This is a genomic window from Stappia sp. ICDLI1TA098, assembly GCF_054880955.1.
The window spans coordinates 1,974,666-1,990,265 of sequence record NZ_JBTZBT010000001.1 but is presented as its reverse complement, the minus strand read 5'-3'; the positions used below and the strand labels follow the sequence as shown (position 1 = coordinate 1,990,265).

General features: G+C 66.2%; 11 protein-coding genes. 3 read left to right on the top strand and 8 right to left on the bottom strand.

What is annotated here, in order from left to right; genetic code table 11:
- Window positions 1-64: 64 nt before the first annotated feature.
- Genes ACSLUQ_RS08995 through ACSLUQ_RS08980 form a run of 4 tightly spaced genes read right to left on the bottom strand, consistent with a single transcriptional unit; the run spans window position 65 to window position 4,308 of the window.
- Window positions 65-1,339 carry a TRAP transporter large permease gene (locus ACSLUQ_RS08995; RefSeq protein WP_417772601.1) on the bottom strand — a complete coding sequence of 425 codons (1,275 nt, stop codon included), beginning with the start codon at window positions 1,337-1,339 and terminating at the stop codon, window positions 65-67.
- A 14-nt stretch (window positions 1,340-1,353) separates the two neighbouring features.
- Entirely contained in the window at window positions 1,354-1,863 is a 510-nt protein-coding gene (locus ACSLUQ_RS08990) for a TRAP transporter small permease (protein WP_417772602.1), read from the bottom strand.
- Window positions 1,864-1,885: 22 nt separating this feature from the next.
- The gene (locus ACSLUQ_RS08985; protein ID WP_417772603.1) at window positions 1,886-2,875 is read right to left on the bottom strand and encodes a TRAP transporter substrate-binding protein; all 990 of its coding nucleotides are present in this window, start codon (window positions 2,873-2,875) and stop codon (window positions 1,886-1,888) included.
- Window positions 2,876-2,910: 35 nt separating this feature from the next.
- Entirely contained in the window at window positions 2,911-4,308 is a 1,398-nt protein-coding gene (locus tag ACSLUQ_RS08980; RefSeq protein ID WP_461808302.1) for an amidase, read from the bottom strand.
- A gap of 355 nt (window positions 4,309-4,663) precedes the next feature.
- On the opposite strand from ACSLUQ_RS08980, the gene ACSLUQ_RS08975 reads away from it, so the two are divergent.
- Window positions 4,664-5,152 (top strand): RidA family protein, encoded by a 489-nt coding sequence (locus ACSLUQ_RS08975; protein WP_417772605.1) that lies wholly within the window; start codon window positions 4,664-4,666, stop codon window positions 5,150-5,152.
- Here ACSLUQ_RS08975 and ACSLUQ_RS08970 read toward each other — a convergent pair.
- Window positions 5,143-6,099, bottom strand: a complete 957-nt coding sequence (locus ACSLUQ_RS08970; RefSeq protein ID WP_417772606.1) for a LysR family transcriptional regulator — start codon at window positions 6,097-6,099, stop codon at window positions 5,143-5,145. The genes ACSLUQ_RS08975 and ACSLUQ_RS08970 overlap by 10 nt on opposite strands.
- Window positions 6,100-6,250: 151 nt before the next feature.
- Between ACSLUQ_RS08970 and ACSLUQ_RS08965 the strand changes: the two genes are divergently transcribed.
- Window positions 6,251-7,318 (top strand): helix-turn-helix domain-containing protein, encoded by a 1,068-nt coding sequence (locus ACSLUQ_RS08965; protein ID WP_461808301.1) that lies wholly within the window; start codon window positions 6,251-6,253, stop codon window positions 7,316-7,318.
- A gap of 273 nt (window positions 7,319-7,591) precedes the next feature.
- Window positions 7,592-11,185 carry an autotransporter outer membrane beta-barrel domain-containing protein gene (locus ACSLUQ_RS08960; protein ID WP_461808300.1) on the top strand — a complete coding sequence of 1,198 codons (3,594 nt, stop codon included), beginning with the start codon at window positions 7,592-7,594 and terminating at the stop codon, window positions 11,183-11,185.
- A gap of 24 nt (window positions 11,186-11,209) precedes the next feature.
- Here the strand turns inward: ACSLUQ_RS08960 and ACSLUQ_RS08955 are convergent, their stop codons facing one another.
- From ACSLUQ_RS08955 to ACSLUQ_RS08945, 3 genes are all read right to left on the bottom strand, one after another.
- Window positions 11,210-12,043 carry a class I SAM-dependent methyltransferase gene (locus ACSLUQ_RS08955; protein WP_461808299.1) on the bottom strand — a complete coding sequence of 278 codons (834 nt, stop codon included), beginning with the start codon at window positions 12,041-12,043 and terminating at the stop codon, window positions 11,210-11,212.
- 253 nt (window positions 12,044-12,296) lie between these two features.
- Window positions 12,297-13,616, bottom strand: coding sequence for a glycosyltransferase family 4 protein (locus tag ACSLUQ_RS08950; RefSeq protein WP_461808298.1), 1,320 nt, complete (start codon window positions 13,614-13,616; stop codon window positions 12,297-12,299).
- Window positions 13,617-13,632: 16 nt separating this feature from the next.
- A complete protein-coding gene (locus ACSLUQ_RS08945) occupies window positions 13,633-15,459 on the bottom strand; it encodes a glycosyltransferase family 9 protein (RefSeq protein WP_461808297.1) in 1,827 nt (608 codons plus the stop codon).
- Window positions 15,460-15,600: the final 141 nt, after the last annotated feature.

The following is a 15,600-nucleotide window of genomic DNA, read 5'->3' as shown; positions in this document are numbered from 1 at the left end:
TGACGACAAAAAAAAAGCCCCCGGCGGTTCGCACCGTCGGGGGCTTTTGCATATCTCGTGGCCGTCAGTACAGCAGGCTCGGAATGAACATGCTGATCGCTGGAATGTAGGTCAGCAGGATCAGCGCCACGACCATGAGCAGGATCGTCGGCAGGGCCGCCCTGAACACCTGCGACAGGGTCATGTCGGCAATTCCCATGGCGACGAACAGGTTTAGTCCGACCGGCGGCGTCAGCATGCCGACCGACAGGTTGACCAGCATGATCACGCCGAAATGCACCGGATCGACGCCAAGCTGGGCGGCGATCGGCTGCATCAGCGGTCCAAGGATGATGATCGCCGAGGCGCTGTCGAGGAAACATCCCGCGACCAGCAGGATCAGGTTGAGCAGAAGCAGGATCACAAAGGCTGAATCCGTGCTCGCAAGCACCTGCTGCGCGAGCTGGCCGGGCGTGCCGGAAATCGCGAGTAGCCATGAGAAGGCCGCAGCGCCGGCAGTGATCAGCAGAAGCGGACCCGACAGAAGGCCGGTGTTGCGCAGGATCTCCAGCGTGTCCTTGAGGCTGATCGAACGATAGATGACGGCACCGATGAACCAGCCGTAGAGGCAGGCGGTGGCGGCAGATTCCGTCGGAGTGAAGACGCCCGTGTAGATGCCGCCGAGCAGGATCACCGGAAGGCCGAGGCCCCAGGCCGAGCGCTTGAACGCCGTCCAGACCGTCTGGAATGTCGGAAAGGCGTCGCGCGGATAGCCCTTGTAGTAGGCGTAGATGCTGCTGTAGGCGATGAGCAGTCCGCCGATCAGAACGGCGGGCAGCAGCCCTGCGGCGAAGAGCTTGCCGACCGAAGTGCTGGTGACCGAACCATAGATGATGAGCGCGATCGACGGCGGAACGATGGGGCCGAGCGTGCCGGCAGTGGTGATCAGGCCGATCGCGAAGAAGCGGTCATAACCGGCCGCGACCATTGCTGGAAACATGATCGTGCCAATGGCGATCACGGTCGCGGGGCTCGATCCCGAGATCGAGCCGAACAGCAGGCAGGCGACCACGGTTGCCGCGGCAAGTCCGCCCGGCAACCAGCCGATCACCGCGCGGGCGAGATCGATCAGCCGCCCGGACAGGCCGCCGATGCGCATGAGCTCGGCAGCCAGGATGAAGAACGGGATCGACATCAGGGAGAAGTTGTTCATCCCCGAGAACATGCGCATGGGGACGACGACGGGATCGATTCCGCCGAAGAAGTAGAGCGCTGCCGTAACCGCCAGCGCCAGCGATGCGAAGATCGGCAGCCCGAAGAGGAGCAGGCCGAAGAATACCGGGACGAGTGCCGCGACCATGTGTTCTCAATCCCTCAGGCGTTCTTGATGTTTGTTTCAGGCGGCTTGTATTCGCCGTTTCTCACAAGGCTTTGCAGGATCAGCAGATACCGCATGAGCATCATCGCCCCGGAAACGGGGATCACGAGATAGACGAGCCCGACAGGGATGCGCATGGCGGGCGAGAGCTGCCCCATGTTCATCGTGTTCAGGTACAGGCGCGCGCCGTAGTAGATCAGCACGCCCGAAAAGATCATGCCCAGAAGGGCTGCAACATAGTGCAGCCCCCTGGCCATGCGTGGGCCGACGAAAGCATAGAGTGCGACGACGCTGATGTGCGCCGCATATCGCACGCCCATGCTGGCGGTGAGGAAGCTCATCGTGATGAGTGAGTAGAGGATGAGCTCCTCGGACCAGTACAGCGAGTTGTTGAAGATGTAGCGGGCTACGACCTGGGCGATTGCGACGACTGTCGCGGTCAGCATCAGGAGCGTCACCAGCCCGCCCTCAACGCGGTCAATGATCCTGTTGAGTGTCTCGAGCATGTTCGCCGACCCTGTTCTCGGATCAGCCCTTGGCCGCGGCCAGGGCCTTGTCCATGATCTCCGGCGTCACCTTGGAGCGGAACTCCTCGTAGATCGGCTTGGAGGCCTCGATGAAGGCGGCGCGGCCTTCCGGGGTCAGCTCGATGATCTCGATCTGGCCCTTGATCTCCTCGAGGATCTTGGCCTCGTCCTCGGCGGTCAGCTCGCGGGAATAGTCGCGGGCAACGACGAAGGCGTCTTCCATGACCTTCTTCAGGTCATCCGGCATGCCGTCCCAGGTGGCCTTGTTCACCACGGCCGCATAGGTGTGGTAGGCGTGGTTGGTCATGGTCATGTACTTCAGCACTTCGTAGAAGCGCATGGAGTAGATGTTGGCGAGCGGGTTTTCCTGCCCCTCGACCACGCCCTGTTGCAGACCGTTGTAAACCTCGGTGTAGGCCATCGCGGTCGGGTTCGCGCCATAGGCGCGGTAGGTCGCCAGGATCGTCGGTGCCTGCAGCGTACGCATCTTGATGCCCTGCAGGTCCTCCGGCTTGGTGATCGGGCGAACGTTGTTGGTCATGTGGCGGAAGCCGGCGCCCCAAAGGTTGACACCGTGCAGGTTGTTCGCCTCGAGCGTGTCGAGGAGCGAGCGACCGACCTCGCCGTCGAGGACGCGCTTCATCGCGGCGTCATCGGCCATCAGGAAGGGCAGGTCGAAGAGATACATCTTCTCCTGGAAATTGGCGAGATTGCCCGTCGGCGGGATGGCGATATGGGCAACGCCCATCTGCACCTGCTCGATGATCTCGACGTCGCCGCCGAGCTGAGCGGCCGGCCGGACGTTGATCTCGATGCGGCCGCCCGAGTTCTTCTCGACTTCTTCCTTGAACTTCACCGCGGCGCGGGCGTTCGGGGTGCTCTCGGTCAGGACGTGCGCGAAGGTCAGCGTGTAGTCGGCGGCAAAGGCCGATCCCGAGACGAGCATGGCGGCCGCGGCCACCAGCGAAACCTTGAGTTTGCGGAAAGACATGTCAGTTCCTCTCTGTTTTTATATGTAACGGATCGTCAGCTCCGAAGAGGCGGTTTGCCCAGGCGCTGGGATCCGGTTCCGATCGCGGCCTCGATGGCCCGGGCCACTGCGATCAGGCGCTCCTCCTGCATTGGCGGAGCGATCAGTTGCAGGCCCACCGGCATGCCGTTGGCATCGAGCCCGGCCGGCAGTGTGAGCGCGCACCATCCGAAGAGATTGACGATGGCCGTGTTGCGCAGGGCCATCATGTTGGCGTGGCGGTAGACGTCCATGTCGGCGAGGTCGTCGAGCCGGGGAGGACTGATCGCCACGGTCGCGGTGACCAGAACGTCGACCTCGTCGAAGACCGAGAGCGCCTGGCGGCCGCAGGCGGCAAGCACCGCGCGCCGACGCAGATACTCAGTCGCCGGCATGCTGTCGGCGCCTTCGATCCGCAGCCGCACGACCGGATCGAGCGTCGCGATCCGCTCGGGGAAACGTGCGTCGAGAAGGGTTCGAAGCTCCGGCGCGGCGAGGCCGCCCTTGGCGAAGATGTCGAGAACCTCGGCGACGCCGGGCAGTTCGACGGCGACCGCCGAACGGCACTTCGGGGAAAATTCCGCCAGTGTCCTGGAGAAGACCGAGGACACCGAAGGATCAATGTCTTCGTTGAAGGGCCTGTCCGGAAGGCCGATGCGCAGCGTGGCGAGATCGACCGGCGCGATGTCCTCGCGGTTGCGTTCCATGAAGGCGGGGTCAAGGGCGGCGAAGGCGAAGGCCAGATCCGCGACCGAGCGGCAGAGCAGGCCCGGCGTATCGAGAGAGGGCGACAGCGGGAAGATGCCGTCGAGCGACCAGCGCCCGTGTGTCGTCTTGAGGCCGACCTGTCCGGTTACCGAGGCGGGGATGCGGACAGAGCCGGCGGTATCGGTGCCGAAGGCGACAAGGGCCGATCCTTGCGCGAGCGAGACGCCGGCGCCCGAGCTTGAACCGCCGGGTGCGCGGGGGGCGTCGACCGACCAGGGATTGACCGGTGCGCCCCAATGGGCGTTGGTCCCGAGGCCGCCGAAGGCGCATTCGACCGTATGTGTCTTGCCGGTGACCACGCCGAGCTGGGAGCGCATCCGCGAGACAAGCGGTCCGGGGCGCTGCCATTCGGCGGGAAGCGCCTGTGCCATGCCGGCGAAGACCGGGTAGCCGGGGACGCCGAACAGGTCCTTGACCGAAACCGGGATGCCCTGCAGCGGGCCAAGGTCCATTCCCGAGGCGAAGGCCGCGTCGGCGACGCCGGCCTGCCGGGCGGCGAGGCCATCATCGATGGTCTTGTAGGCGTTCAGCCGCGCCTCGGTTGCCTCGCGGGCCGAAACGGCCGCTGTATGCAGGGCGGCGGCGGTGATGCCGCCTTCTCTCAGGTCTCCGGCAATCTGGCGCAGAGACCGCTCCTCACTCGACATTGGACCTCCTCTCGTCCGCACGGCGGAATTGGCGGACCACGATTGGAGGACGTTATCAGCAGCCGACCGAATTTCCAGACGGCGTTCGCAAAAACCGCACGCCGCCACGATTTGGCCGAATACGTCCCTGAGGATGTCGAGCCTTGGTAAAACGGCGTATCCTCTTCAATCATATTATTGAATAAAAAAGAGAAAAACCTGCTTTTGAGGTGGCGCAAACGCGCCCTTACGCATGGTTCACGTTGCGTCTGATTGTGATTGCGTTGCCAAAAATGCAAAGCCGTGATCTCAGAAGCGCACCACAACGGCTTTCAAAAAACGGAATAATCTCCCTGTTGCAAACAGGGAGAACTGCATGACTGGCAAGCTTGAAAGCCGGCTCAAGGAGATGGGAATCGTCCTGCCGCGTCCGCCGAAGCCGATCGCCAACTACATTCCGGGCGTCGTTGTGGGGAACATCCTCTATCTGTCCGGGACGCTCGGCACCCAGCCGGATGAAAACGACAATGACATCATGCCGATCAGCGGCAAGCTCGGGTCCGACCTCACCGTCGAGGAGGGGTATCGCTCCGCCCGCCTGATGGCGATCAACCATCTTGCCCTGATGAAGGCGGCGCTCGGCGGCGACCTCGACCGCGTCAAGCGGATCGTGAAGATGGTCGGCTATGTGAATTCCGCGCCGGGCTTCACCGAGGCCCATCTGGTGCTGAACGGTGCTTCCGATCTCTACGTCGAACTTCTGGGTGAGGAGAACGGCAAGCACGCGCGCGCCGCGCTTTTCCAGCATGAGCTGGGCCTCGACGCGCCCGTCGAGGCGGAACTGACGGTCGAGATCTACGCCTGATCGACCCAGTGGCGAAGGCGCGCGCGGGTCAGTATATCCTCGTCGCGCGCCTGCCAGGCGGGGAAGCCGGCAACGGCGCCGTGAAGAAACGTCTCGGCCGACTGCGGCAGCTGCCGGTCGCGCCGGATCGCTGCTGATATGTGGCGGTGCTGGAAGTCCGGGCAATCGAGGTTCACCGGCACCAGCGTGCCGGCCTCGAGTTCCGCCTGCACGGCTTGCGCCGGCACGAACAGTATGGCCGAGGCCTGCATCGCATAGGCGATGAGAAACTGGAGCTGGTTCGAGACGATCACCGGCTTGACCATCTGCCCGAGTTTTTTCCAGGTCCGCACGAGAAGCTGATGAATGCCGAAGCTCTCGTCGGGCAGCACATAGCTGTAGCTGGCCACCTCCTGGAGGCTGACCGGCGCGCCCTGCGCGAGCGGGTGGCCTGGTGGCACGAAGGCCATGAGCGGTTGCCGCCACTGGCCGAGCGGCTCGATCACCGGATGGGTGAAGTGATCGTAGACGAAGCCGATATGGCAATCGTACTGCTCCAGCGCCTCGAACACCCGGTCGCGGCTTCGGATGAGAACCCGGAAGCGGACGCCGGGGTTTTCGGCGGTGAAGGCTGTGATGCAATGGGCCAGGAAGGCGCGTGTGACGCCCTCGACCGTTGCGATGGTCACCCGGCCGGTGCGCATGCCCTGCAGGTCCGTCAGGTCGCTTTCCAGATAGTCGAGCCTTGCGAAGATTTCCGTCAGCCTGTCTCGCAGTAGCAGGCCGGCCTCGGTCAACTGGACGCCGTTCGAGCGCCGCTCGAGCAGCTCGGCGCCGAGTTCCCGCTCCAGGTTGGCGATCTGGCGGCTGAGAGCCGAGGGCGCCAGATGGAGGCGGTCGGCCGCCTGCCGGATCGAATGGCAGCGCGTGATCTCCAGAAAATAGCGACCCGCCTTGAGATTGATCACGCGCCCTTGCCCCTTGCCGCCTGTGTGAGAGCCCTGTTCTAGGACGCGGGCTCACCTTGCCGCAATGCACTTGCCACTGACTGTCGCGCGATTGACCGGCTCAGGCTTTGCTGCGATCTTTCGAGTCATATGCAATCGCCCGGATGGGGTCTTGAAAAGGAACGATTCCCGGGTGCGACAGGACGATCAGGGACAGACGGCCTCGGCTGGCGCAGTCGTTTCACAGCTCACAGGCGATATGCCAGGCATCGATGATCCGGCACGCGCGCGCGTCGGCTTGTGCTCCGTGTCGCTCGACAGCGCGGGCACACAGGCCGCGATGCAGCCCTGGATCGGGATGGAATGCTACCAGCTCGGCTCCGGCCGGCGGCTCGGGCAGATGGACATTGTCGACGTCGGCGGTCGGCAGGTCGTGCGCGAGCGCCAGGACGTCGCGGTGCAGAAGGTGGGCGTGACGCCGCGCGATCTGTGCACCATCTCCTGCTGCACCCATCATCCTTCCTTCCGCTTCTCCGATCACTGCGCCGGCAACGCCGACACCGTCTTCTTCATGCCGGAGAACACCGAGTTCGACCTCTATGTTCCGGACGGAACCCAGACGGCCTATGTCAGTCTCAGTCAGGAGGCATTCCTGGCCGCCGCGCGGGTTCTCGATCCCGCCGGATGGGAGCGGCCGGAAGGCGGTGTGATGCAGCTGCGAAGCGCGGGCATATCCCGGTTCAGCGACACGGTGGCGCTTTGGTTTGATGCGGTGAGCGCCGCACAGGAGCGCAAGGAAACCGTGGACCCGCGCATCATGCACGATCTTCTGCTTCAGATGGTCCTGCAGGCGGTGAGCGCGCCGGCGTCGGGCGAGGGATGGCGGCCGAGCGCGGGGACCCGGGCCAGGGCGCTGCGTGTCGGCCGAATGGCGCGCGAGTACGTCGAAGACCGCCTCGATGCAGATGTTCTACCCACCGTCGTCGACATCTGCCGGTCCATCGGCGTATCCGAGCGCGCGCTGCAATACGCATTCCGCGAGTACGTCGGCATGGCGCCTGTCGCCTATCTACGCAACTGCCGGATCAATCGCGTCCGCGAGACGTTGCGCGTCGCCGACCGGCGAAACACGACGGTTACAGAGGTGGCGATGCGCTTCGGCTTTCTGCACCTGGGGCGGTTTTCCAGCGACTACAAGCGCTTGTTTGGCGAGACGCCATCAGCGACGCTCGCCACCTGATTTCAATCTCCGCAAGGACCACAATAGGCGAGGCATGCCTGATTTTGCGGGTATCGGATAGTCGCCTCGTTTTCTCGTTTCTAGGGTTGCCGCCACGATTGGCGAACCGGGCGGAGGGACCTCCGCTCGGCACGCGCGTCGCCATCCCGGCAAATAGTGAGCCCAGAAGCGAGAAGCATGAAGTCTTTGCGAGATACGTCCCCTGCCGTGTGCGATTCCATAAGGATCGGTCGGAGCCTGGTAGCGTCGTGCTGGCGGAGCGCCTCGGCGGCGATGCTGGCGACCACGGCGCTTGCCGGAGGCTGGCTCATTGCCCCGGGTGGCGCGCGCGCGGCCGACGTTTCGATCAATTCCAACGAGACCGTCAATGGGCTCACGGGCGGCACGTTGGGCGATCCCTTGGTGGCGGACGTCCTCCTGGTCGGCGAGAGCGCGGTTGGCACGCTTTTGATCGAGCAGGGAGGCACGGTCGAAAGCAGCTCGGCTGGCATCGGCCAGTTGCCTGCGGGCAAGGGCGCGGTGACGATCACTGGCGACGGCTCCACCTTTTCCAGCACGGGCGACCTGAGCATCGGCAAATCGGGAGCAGGCAGCCTGACCATCTCCGACAGCGGTGTGGTGACGGCTGGTGGCGCAACGGTCATCGCCAGGGATGCCGGCTCGAGCGGCACGCTCAACATTGGCGCGGCCGAGGGTGACACGGCTGTCGCGGCCGGCACGCTGAACGTTGACACGGTGACCTTCGGAGCCGGTGTCGGCACAATCGTCTTCAACCACACGGATACGGATCGTGTGTTTGCCGCCGATATGGTCGCCGGCGCCGGCAGCAGCCGTATCCGACATCTGTCGGGCACGACGACCTTGACTGGCACGAGCGGGGTCAGCGGCGCCGTCACGGTGACGGGAGGTACGCTGGCGATTGCAAGCAGCGGCACGCTCACGAGCGGGAGCGGAAACATCGATGGGCCGACCGGGGCGGAGGCGACGCTGAAGCTGTCGGGCGCAAACGCCGGCTGGACCATCAGCGGCGCCCTCAATGTCGGCCTTGCGGCCAGCGGCACGCTGCTGGTCGAGACCGGAGCGAAAGTCGAGAACGCCAGCGGAACGCTCGGCCTCATGTCCGGCTCGCATGGAACGGCCACTGTCACCGGGCCGGGGGCGCACTGGAAGAATAACGGCGATCTCAGCGTCGGATATTCCGGTACCGGCACCATGACCGTGTCCGACGGTGGTCTGGTGGAGAACAAGACCGGCGTCATAGGCACGTTCGCAACCGACGTCAGCACGGTCACCGTCACCGGCGCGTCGTCACTGTGGAGCAATGACGGCGATCTCTTCGTGGGGCAGGGCGGCAGCGGCGCGCTGTCCGTGGAAGAAGGCGGCAAGGTCGCCAACACAGAGGGCTTCCTCGGCTATGCCGTCGGATCGAGCGGCACGGCAACCGTTTCGGGCAACGGGTCGACATGGTCCAACACCGGTGGCCTCATCGTCGGAAACCGGGGGCGCGGCGATCTGAAGGTGCTGGCTGGCGGTAAGGTCGAAAGCGGCTACGGAACCATCGGGTTTGAGAAGGATTCCATTGGCGAGGTCACGGTCTCCGGCGCCGGCTCGCTCTGGAAAAACAACAGCATCTTGTGGGTTGGCCGGTCGGGAAACGGCACGCTTACCGTGGCCGATGGTGGCGCGGTGGAGTTGAGCTATGGCTACATCGGCGAGGGCACGGGGGCCGTCGGCGTGGCCACGATCACCGGTCCCGGCTCCACGCTGCGCAGCGCCGGTGCATTGCGGGTAGGGTCGTTGGGCAAGGGCACGCTGATCGTCGCGAACGGCGGTGCCGTCGAGAACACCAACGGCACCATCGGCTACAGCGCGGGCGCGGAGGGCTCGGTGACAGTCACAGGCGTCGGCTCCAGCTGGACAAACGCCATCAACCTGAAGATCGGCAATGGCGGCAAGGGTGAACTGACGGTCGCGAACGGCGGTGTGGTCAATGTCACGGGAGCGGTCACGATCGCCCAGCAGGCTGGGTCGGCGGGTGTTCTCAACATCGGCTCTGCCTCCGGCGCGACGGCGACGGCGGCTGGAGTGCTGAACGTCGACAGCATCGCCTTCGGTGACGGTGCGGGACAGATCGTCTTCAACCACACGGGCACGGCCTTCGGGTTTTCCTCCGACGTCACCGGCACTGGTGTCATCCTTCAGGAAGCGGGCGTCACCCGGCTCACCGGCGACTATTCGGGCTTCCTCGGCACGGTAGCGGTGTCCGGCGGTACGTTGGCTGTCGACAGCGTGTTCGATGCGGCCATCTCCGTCCTGTCCGGAGGCACGCTGGCCGGCAACGGCACGCTGAGCAACGTGACGCTCGCATCCGGCGCGAGGGTCTCCCCGGGCAATTCCATCGGCACACTGAACATTGCCGGCGATCTCGGCTTTGTCGCGGGCACGAGCTACGCGGTCGAGGTGACGGGAGGAGGCGCCGTCGCCGGCGTCAACAACGACATTGTCCGCGCCACCGGTCATGTCACGATCGATGTCGGGGCCAGCGTCACGGTCGGCCCGGAAAACGGCACGGACACCGGTGTGACCTATTCGCCCGCCACCCGATACACGATCCTCACTGCCGATGCCGGGCGCGTCGGCATGTTCGGCGGCGTCTCCGACAGCTTCGCCTTCCTGGACGCGGAACTCTCCTATGACGCCAACAACGTTTACATGACGCTGTCGCGCAACGACATCGACATCGCCGATGTCGGCCAGACCCGGAACCAGATTGCCACCGGCACGGCGATCCAGAGTACCGGCATCGGCAGCTCGGTCTACGACACCATCCTGGGATTGAGCCTGGAACAGGTCCGCTCGGCCTTCGACCAGATGTCGGGAGAGGTTCACGCTTCCGTACAGACCACACTGGCGCGCGACAGCGTTTTCGTGCGCGGGGCGGTGAATGCGCGTATTCGCGCCGCCTTCGACGGAGTGGCGACCTCAGGGCAGCCACAGATCGCGACCCATGGAGGGATGGACGGGATCGTTGGAGAGCATGGAGGCGCGCGCGTCTGGGGCGAGGCTTTCGGTGCGTGGGGGCGCAACGATGGCGACGGCAATGCGGCCACGCTTGAGCGCACGACAGGCGGTTTTTTTGTCGGCGCCGACATGCAGACGGCTTTTGGGTGGCAGGCCGGCATTGTCGCTGGCTACGGGCGTACGGCTTCGTCCGTCGATGGGCGCGCCTCTTCAGCCGATGTCGACAGCTATTCGGCCGGTGTCTATGCCGGCCAGCAGTTCGGCCCGCTCGGCCTGAGGCTGGGGGGGGTCTATACCTGGCATGACGTTGATACCCGCCGCGACGTGGCCTTTGGTGCCTTCACGGATCGGCTTTCCGCCGACTATTCGGCGGCGACTGCCCAGGTGTTCGCGGAGATCGGCTACCGGATCGAGCGCGATCTGGTTCGCCTCGAGCCCTTCGCCGGGCTTGCGCTGGTACACCAGAGCAGCGACGGTTTCGCTGAAACAGGCGGTGCGGCTGCCTTGACCGCGGGCTCGACCTCGCAGGGGATAGGGGTCTCGACGTTCGGCCTGCGTGGCGAGGTCGATCTTGCGTCCGTTGTCGGGGCTCCGGCGTCGTTCACCGGGTCTCTCGGCTGGCGTCACGCCTTTGGCCGGGTCGATACGACGACACCGATGGCGATGACCGGATCGGTACCGTTTTCCATCGCCGGCGCGCCCATCGACCGGGATACGCTGGCCCTCGAGGCCGGTGTCAGGGTGGCGCTTGGAGCCGGTGCGCGCGTCGACGTCAGCTATCGCGGCGAGCTTGGCGCCAGCGCCAGCGACCAGGGCGTCACGGCAAGACTGTCGCTCCCGTTCTAGGGAGGACATTGGTCTGCGCGGATCTCACAGTTTGCGGAAGACGGCGGCATAGTCGAGGCGTTCGCCGTCTTCATACTCTTTGAAGCGCTGTGTGCCGGGCATGTCGGCCCAGTCGCGCGCATATCCGCGAAACGGCGGCGGTACGCGCGAGATGAGCGCCGCGCGCCGGGGTGCGTCCTCGGCGATCGCGGTGAACACATGGGCTGTGATGTCGCGAAAGCGCAGCGGCGCGAGACCCGCCGCTTCGGCCAGTTCGCTGACATAGGACTTCTGGCCTTCGAAGTCCTGTCGCGTGTAGCCGACCGAGAGTGTCAGCAGCCCGCCCGGGCGCAGCACGCGGGTCGCCTCGGGCAGGAAGTCCTCCATGCGGATATAGCTCGCCGCACCGACGCTGAAGACGAAGTCAAAGGCCGCGTCGTCGAGCGGCAGGCGTCGTCCGTCGCCGCTGACCACCGAAATCGCCGGATCGCCGCGGAACCGGTCGCGACAGACGCGCGCGGCCGCCCGGTCGACATCGACGCCCGTGATCCGCGATTGCGGGTGAAGCATGCGGGCCACCCGCATGCCGCCGCCGAGTCCGCAGCCGATGTCGAGCATTGCCGCGCGCGAGCCGTCGAGATCCCGCGTCATCTCGTCGATGACAACCTGATAGAGCGTCGCCTGCAACGCCTCGCGGGCAAACTGTGGTTCGGCGAGGATTGCCGGTGCAGCGGGTGCATAGCCGCTGTTGAAGAAGTTGAGCCGTCGCGCTGGCGAGAGCTTGTAGAGAATGAAGTAGATCGCCTCCTGCAGGCGGTCGCGCGCCTGACGCGGCAGGTGCTTCTGGATCGACTTCTTGAGCTCGAAAAGCGCGGACATGGCGGGAGATCCGGTTCAGGTCTGTCGGGCCATGGCGCGGCGGCGCGCGAGCGTGGCGTGATGAAGGAGAGGCGCGCCGCTCTCGAAGCCGCGCGCATGAGGCCGAAACTCGACATTGCCCTTGCCGGAGCAGGTCGGGTCACGGACAGGAACGGCGAAGAAGACCGGCTCCCGTGTGACGGCAGCTTTCGCAAGCCTCGCGGCGGCGCGGAGCGCTGCGCTTTGCGGTGGGGTAGGGGCGCGGCCGGTCACGTCACGGTTCCCGCGCTGCCTGCTGGAGCCGCTCGCGCACGGCGTCGAGCACCTGATCCGCGTGGGAAAGCCAGCCCTGGCCGGGGGCGCCTGCCGGCGCCGGGCGGGCGGAGGCGGGATCTTCGGCAAGGCGCAGGATTTCGTCGCGCCAGCCGCGCCCGTCGGTCGGGTCGAGAAGCGTCGCCCGTCCTGCAAGCGCTTCCCGGTGTGCGGCGATGTCGGAGGCGACGACCGGCACGCCGAGGGCTGCTGCTTCCGCCGGCACCAGGCCGAAGCCCTCGGCGAGCGAGGGGGCGAGAACGCCGGCCGCGCCGCGCATCAGCGCCACGATTTCCGCATCGGTGAAGCCGTTCGCCTCTGCCACATGCCCCGAAAGGCCCCGGCTGCGGTCGAGCGCGGCCAGGACATCGTCGCACGCCCAGCCGCGTCGCCCGGCGATCACCAGGCGCGGAACCATGGTCGAGGGCAGGCGCTCGGTCAGGCCGCGCCAGAGGTTGAGGAGGAAGCCTATGTTCTTGCGGCCCTCGATGGTGCCGGCACAGAGGAAATAGGGGCGCGTGGTGGCCGGTGGGGGCAGGGCGGTCGTTCCGGGACCGATGTCGCCGGGCAGCGGCACCACCGCGACGGGCGGGCGCGCCAGCCGCTCCTCCGCCTGGAACCGGGCGAGCCGTTCCGCTGTCGCCTTCGAATTCACCAGCAGCAGTTCGCCGCTCGCCGAGATCGCGCGGATGCGGGCCTTGTGCTCCTCGGTGCTGGCCGCGCCGCAAAACTCCGGGAAGTCGACGGGGATCAGGTCATGCAGGAAGAACGCCGGGCGCACCTTGCTTCGCTCCAGCCAGCGAAACAGATGCCGTTTCTCCAGCAGGATATGGGAGACGTGCAGATAAGCGGTCGGCATGTCGTTGGCGGATGCGAGCGGCCCAAGCCCCTCGGACGCGCGTGCCGCCGCCTTGAGGATCTGCCAATAGGCGGGAAGCCGCGTGCTGCGCGGCTGCGGGGCCTCGAAGCGGACCGCACCCGCGCGCTCGCGGGTGAGCGTGTTCGCGCTTTCGAGCCAGTCGACGAGCGCGCGGTAACAGGCGCGCGCGTCGCTCTGTTCGTCGATCCGCGTGCGGTGGGCGAGGATGCGGTGGAACTGCGCGCCCGACAGCGAGATCTGCCGCCCCGGCGTCAGCACCACATAGCGCAGGTCGCTCCAGCGGCCGGCGGCCTCCGGCATGGCGAGCCGGCGCACCAGCGCGTCCTCGACGCGGTCGATGCCCGAGCGCGAGGGATGGTAGAGGTGGGCGAGCGTCCGCGTGACGTCGAGGAGCAGCCTCATCGCCGGAGCGCCCCGCTCATGCTGTCGGCGCTGGGCTTGGGGCGAGGGAGCGCCGGCCGTGGTTGTCGAGCAGGCGGGTGACCTCGGCCTGGATCTCCGCGATGCCGATGGCGTTGACGCAGGGGCTGATGCCGGTGAGCCCGGTGAGGATGCAGGGCAGATCCTCGTTGCGCCAGCACGGCGAGCACCCATAGACCTCCGGCTTCCACAACACCGTCGCGTGCTTGTGGTGGCGGGTGAAGGTGCGCCCGTCCGTTGGCCCGAAGAGCGCGACGACGGGAACGTCGAAGGCGGCTGCGGCGTGAAGGAAGGCGGAATCGACGCTCACCATCGCGTCGAGCCGCGACACCAGAGCCAGCGAGGTGGCAAGCGACTGGCCGGCCGTGGACCAGATGCCCGGGCCTTGCGGAATGCCGTCGGCGAGGTGGTGGAGCACGATGACGTCGTGGTCCTCGGCAAGCTTGACGATCAGCTCGCCGATGCGCGGATGGTCCTTGTAGCTGTCGCGCGAATAGGGCTGCACGCCGACGACCGGCCGCCTGCCGATGCCGCGCTCCGCCAGGAAGGCGTCGCGCGCGGCGCGCTGGTCGGCGTCGAGCTCCATCTGGATGTTCCAGCCGTGGCGCGTGAGCAGGCGCTTGCGAATGCCCATGCCCCGGGCGAAGAGCTCGACCCGCCCCTTGCGCACATGCGGCCTGGTCCTGCTTTCGTAGCGTCCGGCCGGGCAGATCGTCAGATTGCGCCAGCCGCGATACGAAAGGGTGTCGAGCGGCGCGCCGTTGATGTCGATCAGGCGCACATGCGGGTTGTCGAGGAAGATCGGGAAGAACCCCTTCGGCACCGCCAGATCGACCGGTTGGCCGGACTTGAGCGCCAGCGCCCGCAGGCCGGGCGTCATCATCAGCAGATCGCCGATCCCGCCCATCGCGCGGGTGACGAGATAGCGGCGCGAGAGTCCGGCCTCCGCCGCTTTGGGCGCGGTCGGCGCGGTCGCGGGCTGGCGCCAGCGCAGGTCGCCGAAGCGCGACAGCAGATCGAAGAGCACCGCCATGCGCAGCGCCAGCGTTCCGCGCCTCAGGCGTGTGAGAACGCGCGGCACCAGCCCGCGTCGCGGCCGGCGCGCACTGACCAGCCGGCGCGCGGTGGTCACCAGCAGATGCGCGAACAGTCCTTCCGCCGCCGGTGGGGTATCGGCGGCGGCAAGGAACGGGGCGAAGGTGCGGGCGATGCCGACGGCCTTCATCTTGCCGTTGCGGATCAATCGGCGGCCGTGCACCAGATAGTCGGTGCCGCGCGCGCCGATGCGTCCGTCCATGAGCATGGCCTTGCCACGGATCTCGACCACGCGGCGGTAGTCGTTGAAGCCGCCCTGGATCAGGTAGGGCCGGTCGGCCAGACCGCCGATGGCCTCTTCCACGCCCTCTGGATCGCCCATGATCAGATGGACGTCGGCATGAAGGATGCGCACGCCGATCGCTTCCGCCGGATACAGCTTCTCGACGAAGGTGGCGAAGTCGGAGATCAGTTTCTCGAAGCGATGGATCGGGCCGGGATCGCGGGTGCGAAACAGCGGCTTGTAGGCCTCGAACACGGCTTCCAGCGCGGCGAGCGCGCGGCTGCAATCGGACGGCCGCACGCGCGGAACGCCGGAAACGGTCTGCCCCTGCGCCTTCAGCGTCTCGATGATGCGCTCCGCGTTCCGGTATTCCCGGTAGCTGGTTTCATCCAGAAACGCGCCGAAGAACCGCTCGAGCGTTTCCTCCAGCGTCGCGAGAGTGGCCTGGGCGGCGGGCGTGGCATCTGTCACGGAGGCGTCGAGCTCCTTCTGCGCGATCGCGGACATCAGGTCCGTAGCGGTTGAGTTCGGCGGAAACGCGGCGTCGCGGCTTGCGGGCGAGGAATCGGCGCCGCCGCCGCGCGCTTCCTTCCGGTTATCCGATGGGAGCCCTCGCAGGCAACCCAAAAGCACATCCGGTGCCTGCGA